This window comes from Flavobacterium tructae, assembly GCF_001853485.1.
In the GTDB taxonomy this organism is placed as follows: Bacteria; Bacteroidota; Bacteroidia; order Flavobacteriales; family Flavobacteriaceae; genus Flavobacterium; species Flavobacterium tructae.
Genome location: NZ_MIKE01000028.1, coordinates 218055 through 242222 on the forward strand (window position 1 = coordinate 218055; position 24168 = coordinate 242222).

Annotated in this window: 20 protein-coding genes and 2 tRNA genes; 11 read left to right on the forward strand and 11 right to left on the reverse strand. The window is 35.0% G+C overall.

What is annotated here, in order from left to right; genetic code table 11:
• Genes BHE19_RS21385 through BHE19_RS21395 form a run of 3 tightly spaced genes read right to left on the reverse strand, consistent with a single transcriptional unit; the run spans position 1 to position 3558 of the window.
• Positions 1-2097 carry a phage tail sheath C-terminal domain-containing protein gene (locus tag BHE19_RS21385; protein WP_070908781.1) on the reverse strand — a complete coding sequence of 699 codons (2097 nt, stop codon included), beginning with the start codon at positions 2095-2097 and terminating at the stop codon, positions 1-3.
• Positions 2098-2116: 19 nt separating this feature from the next.
• Positions 2117-2959, reverse strand: coding sequence for a hypothetical protein (locus BHE19_RS21390; RefSeq protein ID WP_070908782.1), 843 nt, complete (start codon positions 2957-2959; stop codon positions 2117-2119).
• Positions 2956-3558 carry a DUF4255 domain-containing protein gene (locus BHE19_RS21395; protein ID WP_026110130.1) on the reverse strand — a complete coding sequence of 201 codons (603 nt, stop codon included), beginning with the start codon at positions 3556-3558 and terminating at the stop codon, positions 2956-2958. The genes BHE19_RS21390 and BHE19_RS21395 overlap by 4 nt, the downstream gene beginning before the upstream one ends.
• 748 nt (positions 3559-4306) lie before the next feature.
• Here BHE19_RS21395 and BHE19_RS21400 point away from each other — a divergent pair.
• Positions 4307-6025, forward strand: coding sequence for an alpha-keto acid decarboxylase family protein (locus BHE19_RS21400; protein WP_070908783.1), 1719 nt, complete (start codon positions 4307-4309; stop codon positions 6023-6025).
• A gap of 43 nt (positions 6026-6068) precedes the next feature.
• Entirely contained in the window at positions 6069-8063 is a 1995-nt protein-coding gene (locus tag BHE19_RS21405) for a flavin monoamine oxidase family protein (RefSeq protein WP_070908784.1), read from the forward strand.
• A gap of 329 nt (positions 8064-8392) precedes the next feature.
• Here the strand turns inward: BHE19_RS21405 and BHE19_RS21410 are convergent, their stop codons facing one another.
• The 4 genes from BHE19_RS21410 to BHE19_RS21425 all read right to left on the reverse strand — a co-directional run bounded on the left by BHE19_RS21410 (position 8393) and on the right by BHE19_RS21425 (position 11836).
• Entirely contained in the window at positions 8393-9949 is a 1557-nt protein-coding gene (locus BHE19_RS21410; protein ID WP_070908785.1) for a S41 family peptidase, read from the reverse strand.
• A gap of 154 nt (positions 9950-10103) precedes the next feature.
• Positions 10104-10553, reverse strand: a complete 450-nt coding sequence (locus BHE19_RS21415) for a hypothetical protein (protein ID WP_070908786.1) — start codon at positions 10551-10553, stop codon at positions 10104-10106.
• Positions 10554-10903: 350 nt separating this feature from the next.
• Positions 10904-10975, reverse strand: a tRNA-Glu gene (locus BHE19_RS21420).
• Between the two features lie 408 nt (positions 10976-11383).
• On the reverse strand, positions 11384-11836 hold the full coding sequence (locus tag BHE19_RS21425) for an Lrp/AsnC family transcriptional regulator (RefSeq protein WP_070908787.1): 453 nt from the start codon (positions 11834-11836) through the stop codon (positions 11384-11386).
• 153 nt (positions 11837-11989) lie between these two features.
• Between BHE19_RS21425 and BHE19_RS21430 the strand changes: the two genes are divergently transcribed.
• The 3 genes from BHE19_RS21430 to BHE19_RS21440 all read left to right on the forward strand — a co-directional run bounded on the left by BHE19_RS21430 (position 11990) and on the right by BHE19_RS21440 (position 14873).
• Positions 11990-13150: a histidine decarboxylase gene (locus tag BHE19_RS21430; RefSeq protein WP_070908788.1), complete on the forward strand. Its 1161-nt coding sequence runs from the start codon at positions 11990-11992 to the stop codon at positions 13148-13150.
• Between the two features lie 355 nt (positions 13151-13505).
• Complete coding sequence (locus BHE19_RS21435; RefSeq protein WP_070908789.1) at positions 13506-14147, forward strand: hypothetical protein; 642 nt, start codon at positions 13506-13508, stop codon at positions 14145-14147.
• Between the two features lie 285 nt (positions 14148-14432).
• Positions 14433-14873 (forward strand): hypothetical protein, encoded by a 441-nt coding sequence (locus BHE19_RS21440; RefSeq protein ID WP_070908790.1) that lies wholly within the window; start codon positions 14433-14435, stop codon positions 14871-14873.
• A 151-nt stretch (positions 14874-15024) separates the two neighbouring features.
• On the opposite strand, the gene BHE19_RS21445 is transcribed toward BHE19_RS21440, so the two are convergent.
• The gene (locus BHE19_RS21445; protein WP_070908791.1) at positions 15025-16338 is read right to left on the reverse strand and encodes a M20/M25/M40 family metallo-hydrolase; all 1314 of its coding nucleotides are present in this window, start codon (positions 16336-16338) and stop codon (positions 15025-15027) included.
• A 796-nt stretch (positions 16339-17134) separates the two neighbouring features.
• Here BHE19_RS21445 and BHE19_RS21450 point away from each other — a divergent pair.
• Positions 17135-17992 carry a DUF4200 domain-containing protein gene (locus tag BHE19_RS21450; RefSeq protein ID WP_070908792.1) on the forward strand — a complete coding sequence of 286 codons (858 nt, stop codon included), beginning with the start codon at positions 17135-17137 and terminating at the stop codon, positions 17990-17992.
• 70 nt (positions 17993-18062) lie between these two features.
• On the opposite strand, the gene BHE19_RS21455 is transcribed toward BHE19_RS21450, so the two are convergent.
• Complete coding sequence (locus BHE19_RS21455) at positions 18063-18563, reverse strand: GNAT family N-acetyltransferase (RefSeq protein ID WP_070908793.1); 501 nt, start codon at positions 18561-18563, stop codon at positions 18063-18065.
• Positions 18564-18858: 295 nt separating this feature from the next.
• Between BHE19_RS21455 and BHE19_RS21460 the strand changes: the two genes are divergently transcribed.
• Together BHE19_RS21460 and BHE19_RS21465 are read left to right on the forward strand one after the other, a co-directional pair.
• A complete protein-coding gene (locus BHE19_RS21460; RefSeq protein ID WP_233431409.1) occupies positions 18859-19314 on the forward strand; it encodes a hypothetical protein in 456 nt (151 codons plus the stop codon).
• A gap of 265 nt (positions 19315-19579) precedes the next feature.
• Positions 19580-20158: a hypothetical protein gene (locus BHE19_RS21465; RefSeq protein ID WP_070908795.1), complete on the forward strand. Its 579-nt coding sequence runs from the start codon at positions 19580-19582 to the stop codon at positions 20156-20158.
• Positions 20159-20169: 11 nt separating this feature from the next.
• On the opposite strand, the gene BHE19_RS21470 is transcribed toward BHE19_RS21465, so the two are convergent.
• Entirely contained in the window at positions 20170-20646 is a 477-nt protein-coding gene (locus BHE19_RS21470) for a hypothetical protein (protein ID WP_070908796.1), read from the reverse strand.
• A 308-nt stretch (positions 20647-20954) separates the two neighbouring features.
• Between BHE19_RS21470 and BHE19_RS21475 the strand changes: the two genes are divergently transcribed.
• The gene (locus tag BHE19_RS21475; RefSeq protein ID WP_070908797.1) at positions 20955-21278 is read left to right on the forward strand and encodes a hypothetical protein; all 324 of its coding nucleotides are present in this window, start codon (positions 20955-20957) and stop codon (positions 21276-21278) included.
• 98 nt (positions 21279-21376) lie between these two features.
• Here BHE19_RS21475 and BHE19_RS21480 read toward each other — a convergent pair.
• Positions 21377-21449: transfer RNA gene (locus BHE19_RS21480), tRNA-Met, on the reverse strand.
• A 149-nt stretch (positions 21450-21598) separates the two neighbouring features.
• Here BHE19_RS21480 and era point away from each other — a divergent pair.
• Positions 21599-22480: a GTPase Era gene (gene era / locus BHE19_RS21485; RefSeq protein ID WP_017498804.1), complete on the forward strand. Its 882-nt coding sequence runs from the start codon at positions 21599-21601 to the stop codon at positions 22478-22480.
• A 256-nt stretch (positions 22481-22736) separates the two neighbouring features.
• The gene (gene der / locus BHE19_RS21490) at positions 22737-24044 is read left to right on the forward strand and encodes a ribosome biogenesis GTPase Der (RefSeq protein WP_017498805.1); all 1308 of its coding nucleotides are present in this window, start codon (positions 22737-22739) and stop codon (positions 24042-24044) included.
• Positions 24045-24168: the final 124 nt, after the last annotated feature.

A 24168-nucleotide genomic window follows, 5' to 3' on the forward strand; every position in this document is an offset into this window, starting at 1 on the left:
TTAAGATTCCTGCATTTTGTGAGAGAAGCGAAGTATGATAAATTCCGCCGGACGAACTACCGCCATTCCAATTTCGACAATTAAGCGGCCTTCGAGAATGTCTATAGCCGACATGGTTTGCCCCAATCCGATTCTGACATAAAAAGCCTGTTCCGGTTTAGCTCCGGCCAATGCTCCGGCTCTCCATTGCAGAATCAGGAAATTTTCTATCATGGCTCGCACGCGTATCCAGGTATTGGCATCGTTAGGTTCAAATACAAATTGTTCGGTGGCTTTTTTGATGGATTCTTCGGCCATATTAAAGAAACGTCTCACCGGTACATAACGCCATTCGTTATCGTTTCCGGCTAATGTTCGGGAGCCCCAAACCAAAGTTCCTTTGCCGGTGAAACTTCTAATGGCATTGATCGATTTACCGGCCACAGTATCAACATTTAAACCGTCCTGAATGTTGTTGGTAATTTTTACAGTAGGTTTTATGACATAGTTCAGACTTACATTGGCCGGCGCTTTCCAAACCCCTCTGTCTTTGTCAACTCTGGCGTAGATTCCTGCAATAGCAGAGCTTGGCGGAAGTGTTATAGGAAGGTTGTAAATTTCGGTAAGGATTTTATTGTAAGTAGCGTTGTCAATTGCTTCCAGAGCACTTAATTTTCTTCCGTTTAATTCTCCATTATTTAAATCTTTTCCGTTTACTGATTTAATAGCGGTTATAAGCGCAGTAAGGGCAGCGGCAATACCTGAAAAATTATTCACCAATCCGGTAATTCCCGTTTGAGCATTCAGTGGAGTATAGGTTACCAGTTTTTTTAATTCTGTGTCAAAATTTAAAGTATCGGTTAGTAGAATTTTTTTCAGTTTAGGATCTGTGTTTTCGTCCTGTATTTTTTTCTTTAACGCTTTTAAATTTTTATAGACAGCATCGATTTTACCCGGAGCCGTAAATATTAAATTGAAAGTATTCAGGTTTGACGTGATGGTGTTTGCAATTCCCGGATCTTCGTCTGAGATGGTACTGATGGCAGCATTGGCTTCATCGTTTAACGAACTCTTTAATATAGATAAAGCTTCCAAAGTAGTCAGTAAAGGGTTCAGTTTATTTAAGAAAGCCGTTTTTTTGGCAGGGCTGCTCGCAAAAGTTCCGCCTAAATCAAAACCGGTGGGATTGGCACTGTACATCTGTAACAACAGATCACTAATTTGTCCGGCAATATCGCCAGCTACTGGTTCACTTACCAATTTGGTTACCGTAGCCGTAATTCCGGTAGCAGGATCTTCAATTGGTACTAATCCCGCAGCTATTTGATCATAGGCTTTTGCCGTATAAGAATAGTGTTTTAAGACAATTTTACTCGCATCAAAAGCATAATCAAGTATGGTTTCTAAATGTGGATAATAAGCTGCTCCGTATTTAATCGTATCTTTTTCAGAACTTACTTTATTTCTTAAATCGTCTATATTTGTATCTGTAGGGCTCGATTCATCATAATTCAGCGTATCGATCAGCGTAAATCTGTCCTGAAGATTTTGGCATTGGGTCAGCGCATCGTTATACAATCCATAGTAATCCGTAATCGTGATTCCTGATACTTTTGTGGCGTCCGGAAACAATAACAAAGTTGGTTCATCTACTTTTTCGATTTCTGCTAATCCGCTTTTTAGTGCATTACTGTTGTTGATTGCAGTAACAGCAGAATCTGCATCGTCTAAATCATTGCCATAACGGCCTACTGAAACAATGTAGCAAGGACCTCCGCCATTTGCAAAAAACAATTGCAGCGAATAATACATCAAAAAGGGCTGCTTTGAAGTAGGCTGATCTACAATAATAGATCTAACATCACCATTATCAGTAGAAACATCATTGATGGTAACACTAATGGTTGTTTCCGGTTTTGCAAAGCCGAAAAAACGTTCGTACTCTAAGAGAGAGGTTATTCGGGTTGGCTTTAATTTCAAATCTCCATTAATCTTGTTTGTAGCTTTTTCAGTATAGCCAATAAAAGCGGGAATTGCTGTTTCTACCTGGGCAACAGAAGGAGGGAATTTTACGATTTCCTCCACATATACCCCGGGTGTTTTGTAAGTTGTTGCCATGATTAATTGTTTTTAATTATTAAATAAATATTTCAGAATAGTAATCACCATTGTCTTTTGTTATTGATTTTACAGATGGATTAGGATAACTGCTGCTCACCGGCTGCGGTACGTCAAAATCGGTTAGCGGGTCAATCTCAACAAAGCCGGAACGTGTTAAGGGTTTTGTTGTATTGGTTTCAATTTCGGTATCAGCTTTCCGGTTGATGTATTTCCAAAGCGTTTTTCGATTGTCAAAATGAATTTTGAAGTTTGGACTGTTTATTTTACCATCATCGTCTATACTGTTTTCAGAACTATTATCGCCTTGCATCGTCAGTGAAATAATGCCAAATATGTCTTGTGTTTCTGAGGAATGTAGTGTTGAAATTAGATCAGTTGTAGTTTCTTCAGATACTAAATACGCACTTGATACTAACTTGTTGTCATTAATTTTAGGCAGGTATTTGAAGGTAACCGGTTCTTTAGGAGGTTTCACATTACCGAACAGAAGGACCCGGTTAGGCGTAAATTCTAAATTGGTATAATTTTCAAATTGATAGTCATGGATAGTGATTAGAAAGTTTAGGTTCAAATCGGCAGGAACTTTGATAAACGGATCTGTTTCGTCAGCTTCTTTGACTTTAATGTAAATCTTGAAACCTGTTTTACTTTCTTTGAACACCATTTTATAGTTTTGGAGTATTGTATGGGTCTCCAGAGTTGGTGTGATCGTGGTGAAAACAGCAGTATTGAACTTTTGAAGCATCTTTTCTTTATCGTCATTCGACATACTTGCAAAGGTTTCTTCCCCATTATTCAGGAAATAATTATGCAAAATGGTTACCTCCAATAACAATCCGTATGTGATACTATAACTCATGATTGTTTTCTTGTTTTCGTTATACCCTTAATTCTGCTGATAAGTGGTCCTTCGCTTTGAGCAATATTGCGTTCAATTTGTATCATGCTCACCTTGTACAAAGCCGATGGAAGCTGTTTGCCGCCCAGAGTTCCCCAGATATAGTTTAATTCTTCAAAAGTGGGGGTGTAAAGCTCAATGGTAAATCTGAAGTTGTCGATATTGGCCATGGCCACATTATTTCGGTTGTAAATAGTATCAGATTGCGTAAAAAGTTTTTTCCCCTGAAAAAAAGTAATGATTTTCGAAATATCATTTAAAGAGTTGATGTATATGGTTCTGTTGGCGCTAAAGAGCAGGTACAAATTCAAGTTGATGACACTGTTTTTATAGATCGTTTTATTGCCCTGAACAATGTGATTGGGAAAGTTTTTCAAAGTCGCCTCTTCATCCAGATTGATAAGAGTAAGTGCCACCTTATCTTCCAGATTTCCGGATACCGTTTCATTCTGCGACTCCAGAAAAGCAATGTTTTCAGGCACAACCGTTTTTTCTAACCCAATTTCATCGAGGTAGTTGTTGACTTGTTCTGTAATTATCTGAATAACTTCAAAAATCATCTGGTGAAAAGTTTTAATATTCTGATATTCTTTAAGAAAAGGCAATTCAAATCTCTGCCTTTTTTAAAGCAGTGGGTGTATTTTAGGCTTGTTTTTTGTGATATTCCGCTTGTAGCAATACGATGTAAATAGGCTAAAAAGAAGTAGCTCTAAGGCGCAGATTCAAAAATAAAAAGAAGTATTTCCAGGCTTAAATTTGGATTTGTAATAAAAACTGGGGCTTATAGAATATCTAAATTAGAAAAACTTAGGGATATCAGGACAGCGTAAAAATACCCTTTTTTAAATAATCTTTTAGTTTGTAAATTATTAATTTTCAGTTACTTAAGTGTTAATTGGTGTTTTTGCTTTATATTTTTAGAAAAAAATAACGTCAGAATTTCCGCATAACATCAAAATTCTAATACGGAAAAGCGTAAAATGGTTGTTTTTTTAGGTCTATTTAATTGTTATACAGGTCAGTATGTTTTTGTTCGTCGATTGTGGAGTCATTTTTAACCTTAAAAAAAGAAAAGGACGATAATAAAGAGACCAACCTTTGTTCTAAATGTGAAAACTGACCTCATGCTGTTATTTGGGTTTCTTATGGATAAAAATTCGGCACTCATGCCTTTTTTTTAATTTGTGTTTTGGCAGACTGGTAATTTTATAATGAAATACAAATCAGGAGATCACTTTAAAAGAATACCTGCTGAAGAGATCTGCTGTCCAAAAACAAACAACACTCCTAATTTAGAACCGCCAAACAATGAAACCTACAAAAGAATTTACAGTTGCAGATTATCTGCTCACCCGACTCAAACAATTAAATGTTACCGAAGTCTTTCAGATCCCGGGCGATTATGTAAAACATTTTACACAAGCTCTCGAAGACTTTAACGGCATTAAAACCATTGGAACATCAAATGAATTAGATGCTTCGTATGCAGCAGACGCTTATGCCCGTACCCGAGGTTTAGGAGCGGTATCGTTGCAATATGGGGTAAGTACTTACAGCGCATTGAATGCCATTGCCGGTGCTTATGTAGAACGCAGTCCTGTGGTTGTAATTAGTGCTACACCCGGAGCTGACGCAAGGCAAATTGGAAATATGTACAATGTACTTTATCACCATTCTACAGGCAATCTCAATGCAGATCAGGAAATTTTTGAAAGAGTAACTGTTGCGGCCGAAACCCTAAGCAGTTCTGTAGATGCTCCTGAAAAAATCGATAACTTAATTATTGCGGCACTTACACATCAGCGTCCGGTTTATATAGCCTGTTACAAAGAGGTATGGGGTGAACCTTGTCCTAAACCTTCCAATAAAAAATTAGAACCTCAGATCATAAAAAGCGAAGCAGCGGAATTGGAGAATGCAGTTTCACAAGCCTGGACACAAATCAGTCAGTCAAAAAAACCGTTGATTTTCGCAGGAGTAGAGCTTTTACGACACAATTTATCAAAGCAGTTAGAAGAGCTTATTAAAGTAAGTGGAATGCTGTACACTACAACGTCACTCGGTAAAACCGTTCTGGATGAAAAAGGAGAGAAGTTTATAGGAACTTATTCTGATCAGGCTTCGATACCCGAAGTGATTAAAATAGTGGAAGCTTCAGACTGCATTTTGTCTTTAGGAACGATTATTACCGATGATTATTTATGGCTGGTAGAGAATAAATTTTCAGCTATGATTCAGGCAACCACGCAGGAAATGCGGGTAGGTTATTTTACTTATGTAAATGTAACCTTAAAAGATTTCATCGAAGCTTTAACCGAACGTTTCAAAAAAGCTTCAGGATATCCTTTAAAAGCAGTAGCTCCGGCTCAGCCAAAATTTCCCGAACCATGGCGATCCAATTCCGATCCGAAATATGATAAACTTCCCGAAATAATAACCTTTAACCGCTTTTTTGAGAGAGCCAGTTATTTTCTGGAAAAACAAAAAATGCTGGACGATATTGTGTTCACTTTTGGTGTGAGTTCGTCTATGTACGTAGCCACCAATATGTACGGATTATCTAAGAATGCCTTTATTTCTTCCGCTGCCTGGCAGTGTATCGGTTTTGAAACCGGTGCTGCTTCCGGAGCTCAGTTAGGAAGTGGTAAACAAGCCTGGACTATCGCAGGTGACGGTGGTTTTATGATGGTAACACAAGCGCTTTCGACCCTGGTAAAATACAACATCAACTCTGTAATTTTCGTGATGAGCAATGGGGTATATGCCATCGAACAGGTATATGTAGACATGGACTCCTTTAAAGCAGGTCCGTCTCATAAGTTTGATGAATTTGATATTCTGCCAAAATGGGACTATCAGGCACTTGCCAAAGCATTTGGAGCAAAGAGCTACCGTGCTGAAACCGTCAAAGAATTAGACGAAGTACTTCTTAAACTAAAAGAAAAAACAGATCTGCCCACTCTGGTAGAAATTATAATCCCTCAAAAAGACCTGGCACAGCAGATGGAAAGACTGGGGAATGAATAAAACAACTACTAAAAAGCAATAAAAAAATTAAAATCATAAAATCATGAGCAAGAAAACATACTCTATTTTTGGAGCCGGTGCGGCCGGACTCTATACAGCGTGGAGACTACTTGATGGAAAATCCAAACGCGACAAAAATGAAAAAATGCTGGTTAAAGGCGATGTATTAGAACTCTACGACTGGGGGAAATATGATTTTTCTAAAAAAAATCCGGGAACCAGAGAAGCGGGAGCACGCGTTTGTACGTGGCATTATAAAGACAACAAAGACAATTCATATCTGGAATTGGGCGGTATGCGATATTCATATTGGGACGGCACTCCACAAGGAGCAGGACATCGTGTAGTCACAAAAACGATAGAGAAACTGGATTTAAAGAAAGATTCAGTTGAATTTAACGAATCTGCGGATCCTTTAATGTCTTTACGTACCAAGAACATGTATGTCTCCGATGTTAATTCGAATCAGCCGGCTCCTTATTTTACGAATAATTATGGTGAAGATGCTCCGCCGGATGATGGATTCACCACCATACAATCTGTGGCAATCACAGCAACATCAGGTCCTGTTACCCGTAGAGAATGGTGTAAGTTTTATGAAGAAGGAAAAATCAATATTGATATGCCGGAAAGTTCGATCTTTCAAAAAGGAGATTTACTAAAAGATATTGGATATTGGAATCTTGCCTATGATAGACTTGGACAAGAAGGATTTGGCTATCTGGCAGATGGTAATGGCTATAGTTCCAATGTAGTAAACAGTCATAGTGCTCAGTCGTTTAATGTTAATGACGAGTTTACGCCGGGAACAGAATATAAAACATTGGTAAAAGGATATTCCAGCTTATTTGTTGCCTTATTCGATGAAGTTGAAAAACTAGCCAAACAAAAAGGAATTACGCTGAATTATTTTCCGAATACCCGATTGCGTTCGATTCTGTATACTAAGGCAGGGATTCGTTTTACTACCGCAAAACGCGCAACTCCGGATAAACTTGCCGAAAGTAAAATATGTGATGCTGCATTTTTGGCCATGCCTCGCGCATCCATTGAACTGGTAGCTCAGGCAACACGTTATACAGATGATGAAGGTCAGGACATCTTAAACCACGAAGAAGTACAGCTCTATCTGGAATCTGTAATTATGGAACCTTCCTATAAAATTGGGATGTTTTTCACTACACCATGGTGGAGAACAACCGAAGCCGGAAGCCCAACTTATCCTGCCAAACTAACCAGTTATTTTTTAACGCAGGAAGGAATTGCTAAACTGAAAAAAGAAAAATTTCCTTCTAATTATCTGAAAGCAATAGAATCAGCAAAAAATCCGGTTATTATCGCGACATCGTTTAACGATAAGGCCAGTTTTATTGCTGCAGTAGAAAACGCGATTCAGGAACGCCTGACTTTTAAAGAAGAAAAGCAAATCTCAGCTATAGCCGAATTAGATACCATTGGTCCAAGTATTACCGATATGCCAATCCGACAAGTGGTTTATTTTGGGGATAACGCCCTCAATCAAAAAGGGGAAAAAGTGTATGGTATTTTGGCCAGTTATGACGACATTCAATACACCACATTTTGGAAAGCTTTAGAACTCGGTCCTCATGGAACACGTGAAATTCCAGAATCCAGAGATTGCCAGACGCTCGAAGGACCACGTGTAGCCACTCCGGTAATGGTCAAAATGCTTCGCTCGCAACTGGCTGCATTACATTTTGGACCACAGACTGATTATTCGGCCGTACCTGAACCTTTAGAAACGAGATATATGGACTGGTCATTGCCTCCTTTTAATGCAGGATATCATGCCTATAAATCGCACTATAATTTAGGTGATGTACAACGAAAAATTAGAAAACCTTCACAACTCGTTCCAAAAGCAGACTGTGATATTTTTATCGTTGGAGAAACCTATTCAAACGATCAGGCCTGGGTAGAAGGCGCCTTCTGTACTGCCGAATCGGTTCTGAATGATTTCTTCGGAATTGAACCTATTATAGACGAAAAATATTATCCGTTTATCAGTCCGGAGTAATAGTTTTTGTGCTGTTTTTTAACCGCGAAGATCGCAAAGGTTTACGCAAAGTAGGCAGGAATCGTAACCGGAAGGCTGCATAGAAATCTGCTCAATCAATGTGTTAAAGAGGGTACAATTAAGATAAACAACAAAACAGGCGATTGTATTGGAGTGACAAACTCCAATACAATCGCCTGTTTACTTATCCGAATAAATCAGCAGTTTTAAAGATAGGGATTAAAATTATACGTCTTTTTTTTACGCAATGACTTGAAAAAAATCTGCGTTAATCCGCGTCTTCGCCTTGGCGAAGCTGTATTAATCCGCGTATAATACCACGCTTCTATTTATTTTGCAATCAACTTAAGAACAAATTCCATTTGCGTGTCCTTTTGCTGAAAAAAATCATCTAAAGTAGGCCATACTTCATAGTCAGGCATAATACCGTGACCTTCCGGCTGGTTCGCTTTTTTTGGAGCATCCTGTACGACATTTACAATTGAAAATTGTGTTTTTACTTTTGAGTTAGGAAGTTCGTAAACCAATGGAGAATGTCCATTATGAACGTAGTAACCTCCAACGGTTTCCAAGCCTACTATGGTAACATTATCTACATATGCTTTTACCAGAGAAGCAAAATGGGAAGCAGCTGATGCCACATTTTCATTAATCAAAAGATAAAGCTTGCCTTTAAAGAGCGGCGATTTAGGATGATAAACCGGATTGTATTTCTGATCCTGAATACTGATGTTGTTTTGGAATACCGGATACAGTGATTTTAGGTATTCTTTTCCCGCTTTTAGAGCAGTACTATCCATTCGTTCTGAAGTTGAGGTACCCCAAAAATACTTTTCGAGAGGTAAAACATTAGGGTCGAATAGGATGACAGCCTTTTCATTTTCCTTGAAGGGTTTGTCGGTAAGGTACATTACAGGCTGTTCGAAGTTAGGATCACTTCCTCCAGGATTATTTCTAACATCAATGATCAGATTAGCAACCTTGTTTTTGTCCAGTTGGGTAAAGATGCTATCCAAAAATCGAACATACGGTTTAAACTTAGGATCGTCTGATCCATAGGCCATACCAAAAAATCTTAGATTCAATAAACCTGTAGCGGGGTTAATCATACGAAAGCTATACGGAGACTGTTTTTTATAATCCAGTAAATCAGTAACCGGAGCACTAAACCTGTTTTTAAGGTTGGCTGTTCTTTCCTTTAGTGTTACTGCACGAAGCACAGTTTTTTGAAGAGCCTCCGATTTTGGTGCGCTGTATTCTACAATAAATTCATCACAAAGACCATATTCGAGCAGGTAGTTTAGTCCAAACGATTTATTGACACTGGCCGATAATTTTTGGGTAACATGATGACCATCTGTTGTATAATATTTGTAGAAAGAGCGCATTAATGCTACGTCATTTATTCCGTTTATACTTTTTATTCTTGATCCGGGAGGAATATCCGATGATTGGCCGTCAAAAATAATTTGTCCGTTAATATAGACCAGAGGAAAAGGGAAAAAAGACTTTTGTCTGTTCAGAAAATTGATTAGATCGAGATCAGGGATGGTGTAATTGTGTAAACTTCCTTCATAATCCGAAAGACGAAGCATTATTTTGTAAAAGTCGATAACCCTCATCGGTTTTTGAATGCTCTTAAAAGCACTGTTGTAAATACTGTCTACCTGTTTTTTTGAATGATATTGGTACAAACCCGAATTCGCTTTATCATTTATTGTACGGAGTATTTTAAGATCCTCCTGTAGCTCTTTTTTCGAAAGCATTTTGTTATAAAGCGCCAAACTATCCTTCATGGTTTTTTGAAGGTTTTGCGCCTGAATTGTAGTAGAAAAAAGAATCAGGGATAAGAACGTAAAGATCGATGACAGGGTTTTGTTATTCATAAATTGGTTGGTTATGGGTTGATAAAAGCAGAAATACAGGGAATTAATAGAGGTGTAATGAGTGCTTCTGTTACTTTTAAACGATTAACGGTTTATGATGCTAGTATTACGAGGACATTATTCAAAACACTATTTTGCAATTAAATCGTTGTTTTTAAGACAGTTGTTGTTTGTTGTTTTTACGACTTAGAAAAAAGAGTACTTGGTCTACTTTTTTAGAGTTTTGTCCAAAGTCCGTCAAATTGTTAAAATCTATTTTTAAAAACTCATCGTTGTTAAAGTATAGTTTTAACCTGTCGGCTCCACGACCATTAAAAAACTTCCAACTTTTAATCTCGGATAAAAAGATGACCTGATTTTCAATTTTAGTATAGATTGGTTTTTTATCCCATTCTAATGTAAGCGTGTCTTTGTCGCCGTTGCAATCAATAATTAATGTACCGGTGAATAAGTATATTAAAAAAATGAAGAAAATAAAATGAGAAAATAAGAGGATAAGATAGTGTGCTTTAACTCCTATAATTGCCCAGAAAAATGCCTGAAGTGGGATAGAAATTAAATATGCGATTACCATAAAGGTAACATTTAAGGTTTTAATTTTCATAATGTAAAATGGGATGATTTTGCCGATGTCAGTCTTAAAAAAAATCTTTAATTTTTATTTTTCGAATATAGTAATATATCACAGAAATTCCTTTCAAATAGGATGTTTTTCTCAAACTTAGCAGATGCGTTTGTTTTGGGCGGTAATAATTATCTTTGCAATAGTTATTTACAGACTTCTTGCTTTTGTGAAAGACACAATGTTGAGGGGGTAAAGGTGCCGGGCGTAATTTAAATTAGAGAATAACTATTCAAATTTGTTTTTAGGGCCTGCACATTTTAGGGTATAGTTTTATTTCTTTAAAACAGTTATAAACAAAAAAGCTTCAGATTTCTCTGAAGCTTTTTTAGTAGTCCGTGGGGGAATCGAACCCCCCTTACCAGGATGAAAACCTGGCGTCCTAACCGATAGACGAACGGACCTGCTTTGTTGTTGCGGGTGCAAAAATACAACTGTTTTTAGAATACACAATAGCTTTTTTGATTTTTTTTTTCAGGCTTCTTTTGACAATAACGCCTTTAGAAATAACCAATCACAAAGGAATTAAAGTTAGTGTAATTGTACTTAATTGATTCAGAATTGGTTGTTTTTGTTGTAGAAAATATAAAATAAGATTTTTCTTTTGTTTTATTGAAATGATGCCTTTCAAAAAAAATGAAAATTATTTTTGGAATTATTTGTTTTGAGAGAAAATTCAAACGGTTTTTTCCTGTTTTGATCGCTCTTTTTTCAAGTCTTCGAAGAGTTTTTTGAAAAACGGTATAAATTTTCCGTGTTTAATAAGCTTCTCTTCCCGTAAATGATATGGTTATTGGTATAAAAATCCAATTTTATAAATTAAAGGCAAAATCATTTTTTATTTCCTCCATCACAAAAGAACTTTGCACATTTGAAATTCCTTTGATAACCGATAATTTATCGATAACAAACTTTTGGTATTCGTTCATATCGTTGACAGCCACTTTCAGCAGAAAATCATAATTTCCGGACACGTGAAAACAGCCTGTTATTTCGGGTAATACCAGAATATGCTGTTTAAAGTCATCAATCAATTCGCGTGAGTGCACCGCCAAAGTAACCTGACAATACACACTGATTGATTTCCCAATTTTTTCGGCATCCAGCAAAGCAACATAATTCTTGATGTACTGCTTTTGCTCCAGTTTCTTGATTCTCTCAAAAGTGGGAGAGACCGATAAACCTATTTTTTCGGCAATTTCTTTGGTATTTTGCTTCGCATCTTGCTGTAAAAGCATCAATATTTTTTTGTCTATGGCATCCATCTCAGAATAATTATATGGTTTCAGAAAAAAGAAACATGAATTTCAATATTAAAAAACTTTAATATGACTCAAATTTAGAATTATATTTTGAGTTTTGTTGTTAATAAAGGATATTAAACTATAAAAAGTACATTTACAGAAAAAATAAATGTTATGAGACCTATTTCAGAATCGCTATCCATAGAAGACAATCAACGCTTATTCGATTTGAATCAATACATCGAAAATGCCAGAGATAATTTCTTGGGCTATCCTGTATCTAAAGATTTTGATTATTCGGAAATCAATCATTTTTTAAAATATCCGATCAATAATCTTGGTGATCCTTTTGAAGATTGTACCTACAAAGTGCAAACACACGAACTGGAAAGAGAAGTGGTTGGTTTTTTTGCCAAGCTATTCCGCGCCAATCCAAAAGATTATTGGGGTTATGTGACCAACGGTGGTTCCGAAAGTAATTTATACGGACTGTATCTCGCAAGAGAATTATACCCAAAAGCAATGGTGTATTATTCGGAATCAACCCATTACAGTGTGCGTAAAAACATTCATTTGCTCAACATTCCGAGTATCGTTATTCGTTCGCAGGAAAATGGTGAAATCGATTATGAAGATTTTGAAAATACATTAAAACTGAATCGCCATAAACCGGCAATCGTACTGACTACTTTTGGTACCACTATGAAAGAAGCCAAAGATGACGTATCAAAAATTAAGAGTATTCTAAAAACATTGGCCATACAGGATAGCTACATCCACTGTGATGCTGCCTTATCCGGAAGTTATGGTGCTTTTATGGAGCCACGACTTCCTTTTGATTTTATGGATGGCGCGGACAGTATTTCCATCAGCGGACACAAATTTATTGGTTCACCTATTCCTACCGGTGTTATTATTACGAAGCGTTCTAATAGAGATCGAATCTCAAAAGGGATATCCTATATTGGCTCCTTAGACACCACAATTACAGGATCCAGAAATGGACATTCTCCGTTGTTTTTATGGTTTACCCTGAAAAAACTAGGTATTGAAGGTTTAAAAAAACGTTATTTACACAGTCTGGAAGTAGCGGAATACTGTGAGCAGAGACTGAAAAACATGGGAATTGCGGCCTGGAGAAATCCAAATTCGATCACCGTAGTTTTTCCAAAAATAACCGAAGAGGTGAAATCAAAATGGCAATTAGCTACTGAGGGTGATATCTCCCATATTATTTGCATGCCAAACGTAACCAAAGAACAAATCGATCTGTTTATCAACGACGTAGAAAATTGCATTGAAACCCCGGAAGAAATGGCAGAATTTAGTTGGTAGTGTTTTAGAAATAGTATTGTTAGTTCTGTTCTGTAAAAGAGCTTATGAAAATTGCGTAAATGTCTCCGACTTTACGCAATTTTTTTTATGATATAGTAAATGGTAGATTTTTTAAACATCTCATTTGTAAATGTTTTGAATATTAAATCATTTAGTCAATAAAATCTACATTAAACTTGAGGTAAAGCCAGAGAATTTTTGAGATTTTTGTTTTTTATACTAGATTTGTTTTTAGAGGGCATGCAAAGTCAGAGACATTTGCGTAACATTCATGAGAACAGTTTGTAGAGTGACAGGCAGCTCGCTTATAAGGAACCGTTTTGAATATTAAAGAATTAAAAAAATATAATCTAAAATGAAATATTTAAGCATAACTATTTTGATTTTAATAGTGTCTTGTGCAAAGAAAAATGAATCAGAAAATTTAAATAAGAAAGTTTCGACTTTAAAAATCGAAACTCCAATAATATTAACAGACAAATCTGTGAAATTTTTATGGAGAGAAGATGAATATGACAAAGAATTAAAGGACACGGTTAATACAATTTTTATAAATAAAGAATATGCCAAAAACATTTCTGAACCCGAAAAAGCTGCTCTTGGATTTGTTGCAAGCTTTATTGGAAGTGAGTGTGATTGGGATGGAGAGCCAAATGAAAAACGTGATAATTTAAGTTGTAAAATTAATACTGCACTTAATATTGGTTATCAATGTTCAGAAGAACATTTAAGTTTTTTAAGAAAGTGGTTTAAAAATGATAAAAAACAGTTAGAGCGTTTAGCAGATTGTTCTGCAGTTCCGTTTACTGCAAGCTCTCAGGTCACATTTGATTATATAAATGTTGTAACTAAAGGTGATACAATCAAAATATCCTTTAAAGCAGTTGGTGCAAGTATGCGCACTCAGAAATCTTCGAGTTATAAAGAAGAAGATACATTTGTTTTAAAGAAAGATAATTTGGTTTTATTAAAATCTAACGAATCAGAAAGTGAATAATTTAAAAGTAATGATTAACTAGAAGAAGAAAAATAAAAACTACTTGCCGCTCTCCGAAAAGTTCCTCGCTATGTGAAGTATTCATCTGTAACGCTGTGCGAAGCGTATCTAACTTCGCGCCCGTAAAGTTATTAAGTTTTCTTGTAGAAGATGTAATTTGGAATTGACTATTAATATAAATAGAATTAAGAAAAGTCGGGAGACTTATACAGGTTTAAAGTTTATGAGAACTAAAGGTTAACAACGTAAAGTCAAGAGACTTTGCATAGCGTGCTATCAGTAAATATGAAAAAAATAGTATTGTTAATGATTGCGTTTAATCTGATAAATGCTTGTCAGAAACCAAAAGACAATAATAATTACCATTATAGTATTAAAGTTAAAAATAATACCAATAAGGTTTTGTACATCTATAGAGGATTCGATTCAGTTATGCCATTAGGAGACTTTCGTTCAGATCCATATTTTAAGACCACGGCTGCATTTGCAGGTAATGGTAATATAGAAATTGGAGAAATTCGTTTTACTGGTGGTGGCAGGCCAACATGTATTGAAGACATATTACATGTTGATGAACGATTATATATTTATGTTTTTGATTCCGCTTTTATTGCGAACAAAAAATGGGATGAAATTCTAAAAGACAGTCTTGTAGATGGACGACTTGAGGTTACAATAGATGAATTGATCAAGAATAGTTTCACAATAAATTATAATAAAAAGTAATCTTATGGTTAATACACCTCGGCTGGCGCAATCGCCCCGGTCGTGAACAGAAAGTTTCTTCAGGGAGGATAAAAAACAAAAAAGCTTCAGATCTCTCTGAAGCTTTTTTTTAGGAGTTCGTCGCGACGAAGACTCGAACCTGGGCAATGATTTACTTGCTTTGTTTTAATTGCGTAGTATTGACTCTTGTTGGCGTATCTTTTCCGCTAATAATCGAAGAAGAACTTAGTGCAATTGATTTAATGATTTGAGTCATGTTATCAATATCTAACGTTTCAAATTCATCATCGGCAGTGTGATACGTAGGCTCATTATCCATTTTTGAAGTAGAAATGGTATGAGCAGGAACTCCAAGTCTGGCTAAAGTAGCGTTGTCTGAGCGGTAAAATAATTGTTGGTCCGGATAAGGGTCCGCATAAAAGTTAAAGCTTGTTCCTGTTAAATTAGTTTGTAAAATCTGTCCCATGTTCGACTTTTCGAAGCCTGTAATGTAAGCAGAGTTTTTACCCCATTTAGATTCTGTTCCTATCATTTCAATATTGAACATCGCAATCACTTGTTCCGGTGCAAGCTGTTTAGAAAAATATTTGGCTCCATAACCACCTAATTCTTCCGCTGTAAATGTGGTAAAAATAATAGTACGCTCGTTGTTGTTTTGTTTTTTAAAATATTTCGCAAGCATAATTACTGCGGTTGTTCCGGCGGCATCATCATTAGCACCATTATAAATAGAATCTGTTGCAGGATGCGGAGCACCTTCTTCAGGAGTGCCTACTCCTATATGATCATAATGCCCTGAAAAAATCACATATTCATTTGGTTTCGTTTTTCCGGGTAATATTCCAACAATATTATTCAATGCTTTTTTGGAGATTGTATTCGTTTGTTCAACAGAAAAAGTAGTTGCGTCTGTGGTACCAAAAACAAACAGAATAGTATTGCTTCCCGGATTAGCAGTTATTCTATCAATATGTTGAATATTTGGTAAAATCTTATCAAATGAAGAGTCAACTAGGACTAAAAGATTTTTTGGGCTTTTATAATATTCATTAAATTTTTCGCCAAAGTTGTCTCCTTTATTGATTTTTACAACAGAAACATCGCTTTTTTCCGTTAAAGAAACCTGAGGAAGGTAGGAGAAGGTTACAACCTGATTGTTACTTATTTCTTTGCGATCAATAGTAATTTTTGAAGAAATGGCTTTAGAGGCAGTCATCGAAAATTCTTGTCTGTAATTCGCTGCTGCATTGAAAGTTTGCAGGCCAATTTTTTTAAACTCTGATTCTATAAAAGCGGATGCTTTTTCGATACCGGGAGTAAAAGTTCTTCTGCCCTGCATATCATCAGCCGAAAGTATTTTCTCTATGCGACTTACTTCTTTGTTCGTAATAATTTTATCTATCGATTGTCCCTGTACATTAAAACATTGACTTAGAACAAACATACTTACAATAATTTTTCTCATATTTTAGTTTTATAAATAAGGTTTTAGTTAATCCAAAAGTATGTTATTTATTTGCAAAACTTAGCGTTGGTAAAAGTTTTTAATTTTAAAAAAAAACTTACAACATTGCTGAATTATAAATTGCCATAACATCAATGGAAATAATAAAGTCACGCTATAATTTTTATTTAAAATTTGATTAGCAGTGTTTTTAATTATTTTCTGGTTGCCCCGTGATTCGAAGTGTTCATTTACAACGCTGTGCAAATGTCTCTGAATTTGTGCTTTTTTCGATTTGATGTTCAATATAAAATATCATGATAGTCCTTAGGTTTACCGCCAGTGTTTATGCCGAATTATCAATTTCAGAGTAGAATCTGATTCGGACCATAAATAAGATTATTTAGATTGTAAGTTATAAGTGTTTTTTACGATTTGTGAATGGTTTGAGATTAAAAATCGATTAGCATTTGGTAATACTACTTCTTTTGTTTTAGGTTTGCGCAAAAAAAGCTTACTAGCATTTTAAATTTAATTAGGCAGTATAGATAAAGAAATATTCTCTAAAAAAGCAGATGTGCAATTTTGCTTAGTAAAAAAGCAAAAAGTAAGGAGTTCAAAACCAATCATAAATATTTAATGTCTATTTTTTTCAACTGAAATGGTTTGCGTATAAAAAATAGATGCTTTTATGTTTGGTAGCATATAAATTTGATACGAAAGCTAGACTTGTTAAAAAAGGTTTTGTTTTTTTGTGTGAGAATCATATTGTATAAAATAGTCCTTGTCGCGAGGCTAGAAAAAATTTAAAAATATTATGAAAATAAAATTTGTATTACCGCTTTTTGTTCTTTTTATGACATCAGTAAATGCTCAAATTTATACACCAAATGCTATAATTCAAGGAACGGCACCAAATAATAATGTCGGAATTGGAACTAGTACACCAAATGTTAAATTGTCTGTATTTCTACCTTCAGGAATAGGAAATGTTATTAATTGGGGGAATGTCGGCGGAGGTTCTTATGGAGGAATAGGTTTTGATTCAAATGGTTCATATTTGACCAATTTTTCAGGAAATAATGCCTTATATGTTAAAGGAGCCGATGGAAATATTGGGATTGGAACTAGTACACCAAATGTTAAATTATCGGTATTTCTACCTTCGGGAATAGGAAATGTTATTAATTGGGGGAATGTTGGAGGAGGTTCTTATGGAGGAATAGGTTTTGATTCAAATGGTTCATATTTGACCAATTTTTCAGGAAATAATGCATTATATGTTAAAGGAGCCGATGGAAACATAGGTATTGGAACAACAAACCCAACTTCAAAACTTACTGTTGCAGGAAATATAAATTCCCGCGAAATAAAAGTGACCGTAGATGCTGGTGCTGATTTTGTTTTTGAAAATGACTATAGTTTAAGATCTCTAGATTCTGTAGACAAGTTCATTAAAGAAAATAAACATTTGCCTGAAATTGCTTCGGCTGACGAAATGAAAAAAGAGGGGATCAATTTGTCGGAGATGAATATAAAGCTTTTGCAGAAAATCGAAGAATTGACTCTTTATGTAATTGAGCAAAATAAACATATGAAAGAATTAAAAAGTGAAAATCAAAATTTTAAATCAATTTTAGAGAGACTTTCAAAAATTGAAGAAAAATTAAAATAAAATTGGGCATGCATTCTGAAGTGGCTAGCTAAAAAGTAACACAAATGTCTCTGACTTCGCACCCGCAAGATTATAATCGTCCTATCTTAAAATAAGCCAGCTCTTCTTCATTTCTTATCAGATTATTTAATCGTTCGAATCCGGCTTTTTGCAGTACATTTTGTGATCCGGTGTTATGGAGATCTGTTACGGCTACAACTTCTTTTGTATTTGTATTTGCAAAACTATATTGTGTTATTGCTTTGCACACTTCTGTAGCAATGCCTTTCCCCCAATACTCCCTACTGAGTACATACCCAATTTCTATTTGGTTTGTGTTATGTATAAAAACACGAGCAACACACATTCCTATGAAATTATTATTTGTAGTATCAAATATCGCCCATCGACTAAGATTTTTCTTTTCATAATTTTCAAGCAATTCAGTAAACATTTCTACATATCTTTCTGGTGAAGTGTCAGGAAGGTATTGTGTAACTTGATTGTCTTTAAAAAGATTTAAAAATGTTTGTTGCTCTTGAGGTAAAAATTCGCGAATAATAATTCTTGGGCTTTGATAAAGAGTAGACATTGGTATAGTATGAGAATTAATTTAGGAAGTTGTTTGCTAAAAGTATTAGCGGACTTGTTTTGTACAGTCAAATTTACAGAAAATAAAGAGAGAAAACTTCTCGATTTTTAAAATGTTTTGAATGTTAAATCATTTAACGAATAGAATCGATATTGAATTTGAGACAAAGTCAGAGATTTTATGGTGTTTTTGTTTTTTGTACTAGATTTGTTTTTAGAGGAGACACAAAGTCGGAGATATTGGTGTAACATTGATATAGGAACTTCGGAGAGCGAGGTGAAATAGTATAAAAACGATGAAAAATATAATAGTTTTATTGATGACTCTTTTTTTAGGAGCTTGCTCATCTGAGGAAAGTTATATTTACTATAGTTATAAGAAAACTACAATAACCAGGGTGGATAGAGGGAACAGGATTTCTTTTTATTATGGTAAATATAAAAAAGATGAACCTTTACCACAATCATACATTGAGGAGACCTATTCGGGTTTTGATGGAGGTATGGATGCTTTTTTAATTGTTAAAGATGATGGGAAGGTGGAGATAGTACCTGTAGGAGGGCTTTTTAAAACGATAAATTCAAAAGACAATTTATTCTTAAATGAGTTTAAAAGTAATCTAGACTATATTAATTGGGAAAAGAGTATTAAGGGGAATTATTTAAATGCTTGTAGAGTGTCAAATGTATTAAAGGTTGAGATTCGGCTGAATAGAGAAAATAATTCAAAAGTGAAAGCTGTCTATCCTTAGCCCTCTGTTGTGATGAGATTTCGACTCCCGCTCTCCGAAAAGTTCCTTATGAGAAGCTGTGCGAATGTCTCTGACTTCGCACCCGCAAAGTGATTAAGTTTTCTTGTAGAAGATGTAATTTGGAAACGACTATAAATATATTTAGGATTCAGAAAAGTCGGGAGGCTTATTGAGGTTTAAGGTTTATGAGAACTAAAGGTTAAAAACGCAAAGTCAGGAGACTTTGCGTTGCGGGGTGAATTTTACAATATTATTTAAATTGCCTATGAAAAAAGTAACTTACTTGTTTGATCGAGATGAATTATTTGGTATGGATTATCATGCATTACAAGCATTTAAGTATACATATTTCAAGTTATTGTCCGATAATCCATTTCCGATATCACCTAACTCTGGTAATTTTTATGAAATGATTCAGTATCTGAAAAGAAAAGACGAAACTCTTCCAGTGAAAATAGGTACTTATGAAAATATTACACTTTTTGAGGCTGCTAATAGAATTGCATCAGATTTGGTAATCATTAATGGTTTGATTCAATTAGTGGAAGAACAAAAAGAGTTTGAAAAGGCAACGTTTACATTGCGTTTGGGAACTACACATGTAAAGAATAAAGGAGATTTTACAATTCATACTGAAAACGGCGATTTAGAAGGTGAAGCTTTTAATGTTGCACCATCTTTTTTAGAAAACAAACTAAGAAAAACGTTGGATAAATGGAAGAAAGGGCCTGAGTCTTCAGTATTGAGGTATATTTTTGTCAATGCTGAAGCATTTGTATATAGGGAAAATGTTAAAGTTGATGAATGGGTAAGGGTGGTTAAGGTGAAAAAGTGGGAACAGTAAGGAAAGAGAAATTATTGTATAAACTTTTTTATTCTATCCAATAATGATTTCTTTTTGATGTTTACCACTTCTGTTCCATCATATATTTTTGTTGGCGGACAGCCAAAAGATTTTATGAATGCTATTAAGCCATCTGTTCCTCCATAAGGATAGGAGTATGCATTGAAGGTTAATCTTCCTTTACTGGAGTCTAATAATAGGCAATCAATATATTCAATTTCATAATTTACTTCTAATAATTCTATTAAAGAATAAAAATGCCAAATGTTTTTACTCAATTTTGCGGTCTTAAAATCAGGTTTAATGTCATCTTCTATAAAGTAAAACTCCTGTAAACTATACTTTGGAAAATTTTCTATCCAAAATTTATCGCCTTTTGTTTTTTTAAGTTCCTTCGCTTCTTTTATTAGTTTGAAGATACGTTTCATGTCTTCAAATTTTTTTATTTCGAAAATGTCGAATTCAATAAATTCGTTTGTATTTAACATAGTGTTCTAATTATGAGAGCTAATATTTGGTTACTATAAGCGCTTTATTGGTTTTGAAAAGAAGTATTCTCTGTTTAACACTGCCCGAATGCTTATTGGTTTTGTAACTGCAAGATACTTTTTAAATAGTTTGCTTTTAACTTTTAGAATTTAAATAATTCGATATAATCAATTTATGTTTTTATCTGCTTTTCTTGAGAAAATATAGTTTTTTTTCTGATGTTATCATATAAGATAACCTTTTTTCGAAAATATATGCTAAAATTTGAATTATCAAAAAAGTAAGATTAAATTTTAATAATAGCACAATGAAAACAAATGAAAATAAAGATTTAGAGTATGTCAAAAGGTTAGCTGACGGATATTTAAATACATTAAAACCAACGAATGACAAAACAGGGTATTATACTGCTGAAATCAAAGTGCTGAATTACTCTGAATTGGGTTGTGTTATTGCAAACATGCTTAAATTATGCGTTTTAGCGCTGAATCAGGATGAGTGTAAAATTTCAGAAACGGTTAAACCATCGGCTATAGATGTGGGTATTGTTTTAGAAGTGACTTTGCAACTTTTTCCTAATGATGAATTTGATTTGTTAAGCGAAATCAATGAAGTTCTTATTTCTAAATAAGATTAAAAGTGCAAATGTGTAGTAAAAGTTGTGGAATGAAAAAGTTAGAAAGTGTGTAAAATAAAAAAGCTTCAGATTTCTCTGAAGCTTTGTGTTAGTAGCGGGAACAGGACTCGAACCTGTGACCTTCGGGTTATGAGCCCGACGAGCTGCCTACTGCTCTATCCCGCGATGTTTCGGGTGCAAAGATACGCCGTTTTTTGAGAAATCCAACGAAAACATTAAAAAATGTTTTATTTTCTGTATTGAGTTGATATGACTACCTTTGCAGCCGAGACCCTTGGGTCAAATGGTCCTCAGTACAATTAAATCATACACAAATGTCACATAAAGCAGGTTTTGTAAACATCATCGGGAATCCAAACGTTGGAAAATCAACATTGATGAACGCCTTTGTTGGAGAAAGATTATCGATCATTACTTCAAAAGCACAAACAACACGTCATAGAATCTTAGGAATTGTAAATGGTGAAGATTTTCAGTTGGTACTTTCAGATACGCCCGGAATTATAAAACCGGCTTATGAAATGCAGGAGTCGATGATGAACTTTGTAAAATCGGCTTTTGAAGATGCAGATATTTTGATTTATATGGTCGAAATAGGAGAGCAGGACTTAAAAGACGAAGCTTTCTTTAATAAAATCATCTATGCTAAAATTCCGGTTTTGTTGTTGTTGAATAAAATCGACAATTCCAATCAGGAACAATTAGAAGAGCAGGTTGCTTTTTGGAAAGAGAAAGTGCCAAATGCTGAAATTTTCCCAATCTCGGCTTTGCAGAATTTTAATGTACCGGAAGTTTTTAGCCGAATCATCGAATTGTTACCGGAATCACCTGCTTATTATCCGAAAGATCAATTGACAGACAAACCGGAACGTTTTTTCGTGAACGAGACTATTCGTGAGAAAATCTTATTGAATTATAGCAAAGAGATTCCGTATGCGGTTGAAATCGTAACAGAAGAATTTTTTGAAGATGAAAAAATTATCCGTATCCGTTCGGTAATTATGGTAGAGCGCGATACACAAAAAGGAATCATTATCGGACATAAAGGAGCCGCTTTGAAAAAAGTGGGAATGGATGCAAGAATAGATTTAGAGAAATTCTTCGGAAAACAAATTCATATCGAACTTTACGTGAAAGTGAACAAAAACTGGAGAAGCAATGCCAATATGCTAAAACGATTCGGGTATAACCAGTAAACGTTTAATCGGTTAATTGTTTAATCGTTGATTTGTTTCAGGTTTCAAGTTCTGATATAGAACCTGAAACTTGAAACCTGAAACAAAGAGTATAAAAAGAACAAAAAACTTAGGTACTTAGAAACTTAGCCTTTCAGCAACTTTTTTTAACTACCTTTGCAAAAAATTAAAATAAAGCATTTTGGATTTATAAGGGATAGAATTTTAGGAAACTAAAAATCTAGAATCTAAAGTCCAAAATCTAAAATTCAAAAAAATGAATAACATTGTTGCGATAGTAGGAAGACCTAATGTAGGGAAATCAACCCTGTTTAATAGGCTGATACAAAGAAGAGAAGCTATTGTAGATTCAGTATCTGGGGTTACCCGTGATAGAAACTATGGTAAAAGCGAGTGGAACGGAAAAGAGTTTTCTGTAATTGATACGGGTGGATACGTTCGCGGATCTGATGACGTATTTGAAGGTGAAATCCGTAAACAAGTAGAATTGGCTATCGACGAAGCCGATGTTATTATTTTTGTTGTGGATGTTGAAGAAGGTATTACACCAATGGATGAAACAGTAGCTAAATTGTTGCGTAAAGTAACAAAGCCTGTTTTATTGGCGGTAAACAAAGTAGACAACGCCATGCGTGAGAAAGACGCGATTGAGTTTTATAACCTTGGTTTAGGAGATTATTTTACCTTCGCCAGTATTTCAGGAAGTGGAACTGGAGATTTGTTAGATGCTTTAATTGACGCATTTCCGGAGAAACCGGAAGTTGAGGTTAAAGAAGATTTGCCTCGTTTTGCAGTTGTAGGACGTCCGAATGCCGGTAAATCTAGTTTTATCAATGCTTTGATTGGGCAGGATCGTTATATCGTAACCGATATTGCAGGAACTACCCGTGATGCAATTGATACTAAATTTGACCGTTTTGGTTTTGAATTTAATTTAGTAGATACTGCGGGAATCCGTCGTAAAGCTAAAGTAAAGGAAGATTTAGAATTTTATTCTGTAATGCGTTCGGTTCGTGCCATCGAGCATGCAGATATCTGTATATTGGTTATCGACGCAACCCGTGGATTTGAAGGGCAGGATCAGAGTATTTTCTGGCTGGCTGAGAAAAACCGTAAAGGAGTTGTAATCTTGGTAAACAAGTGGGATTTGGTAGAAAAAGATACCATGTCGACTCGTGATTACGAAGAGAAAATCAAAAAAGAGTTAATGCCTTTTACTGATGTGCCAATTTTATTCGTTTCGGCTTTAACCAAACAACGTTTGTTGAAAGCATTAGAAGCTACAGTTCAGGTTTTTGAAAACAGAAAACAAAGAATTGCCACTTCAAAATTCAACGAATACATGTTGAAAGTAATTGAAGCTTATCCGCCTCCGGCAACAAAAGGAAAGTATGTAAAAATTAAATATTGTATGCAGTTGCCAACGCAAACGCCTCAGTTTGTGTTTTTTGCCAACATGCCACAATACGTTAAAGAACCTTACAAACGTTACCTGGAAAATAAAATTAGAGAAAATTGGGATTTCGCAGGAGTGCCAATCGATATTTATATCAGAGAAAAGTAAAAGTAAAAGCCCTCATAACGAGGGCTTTTTTTATGCCTTGTTGTTAATTCAAACTATTTTTGCAATCATACTATTTGACCGAATGTTTCGTTCATAATAAACCTTTTAGCTCTTATGGAGTCTT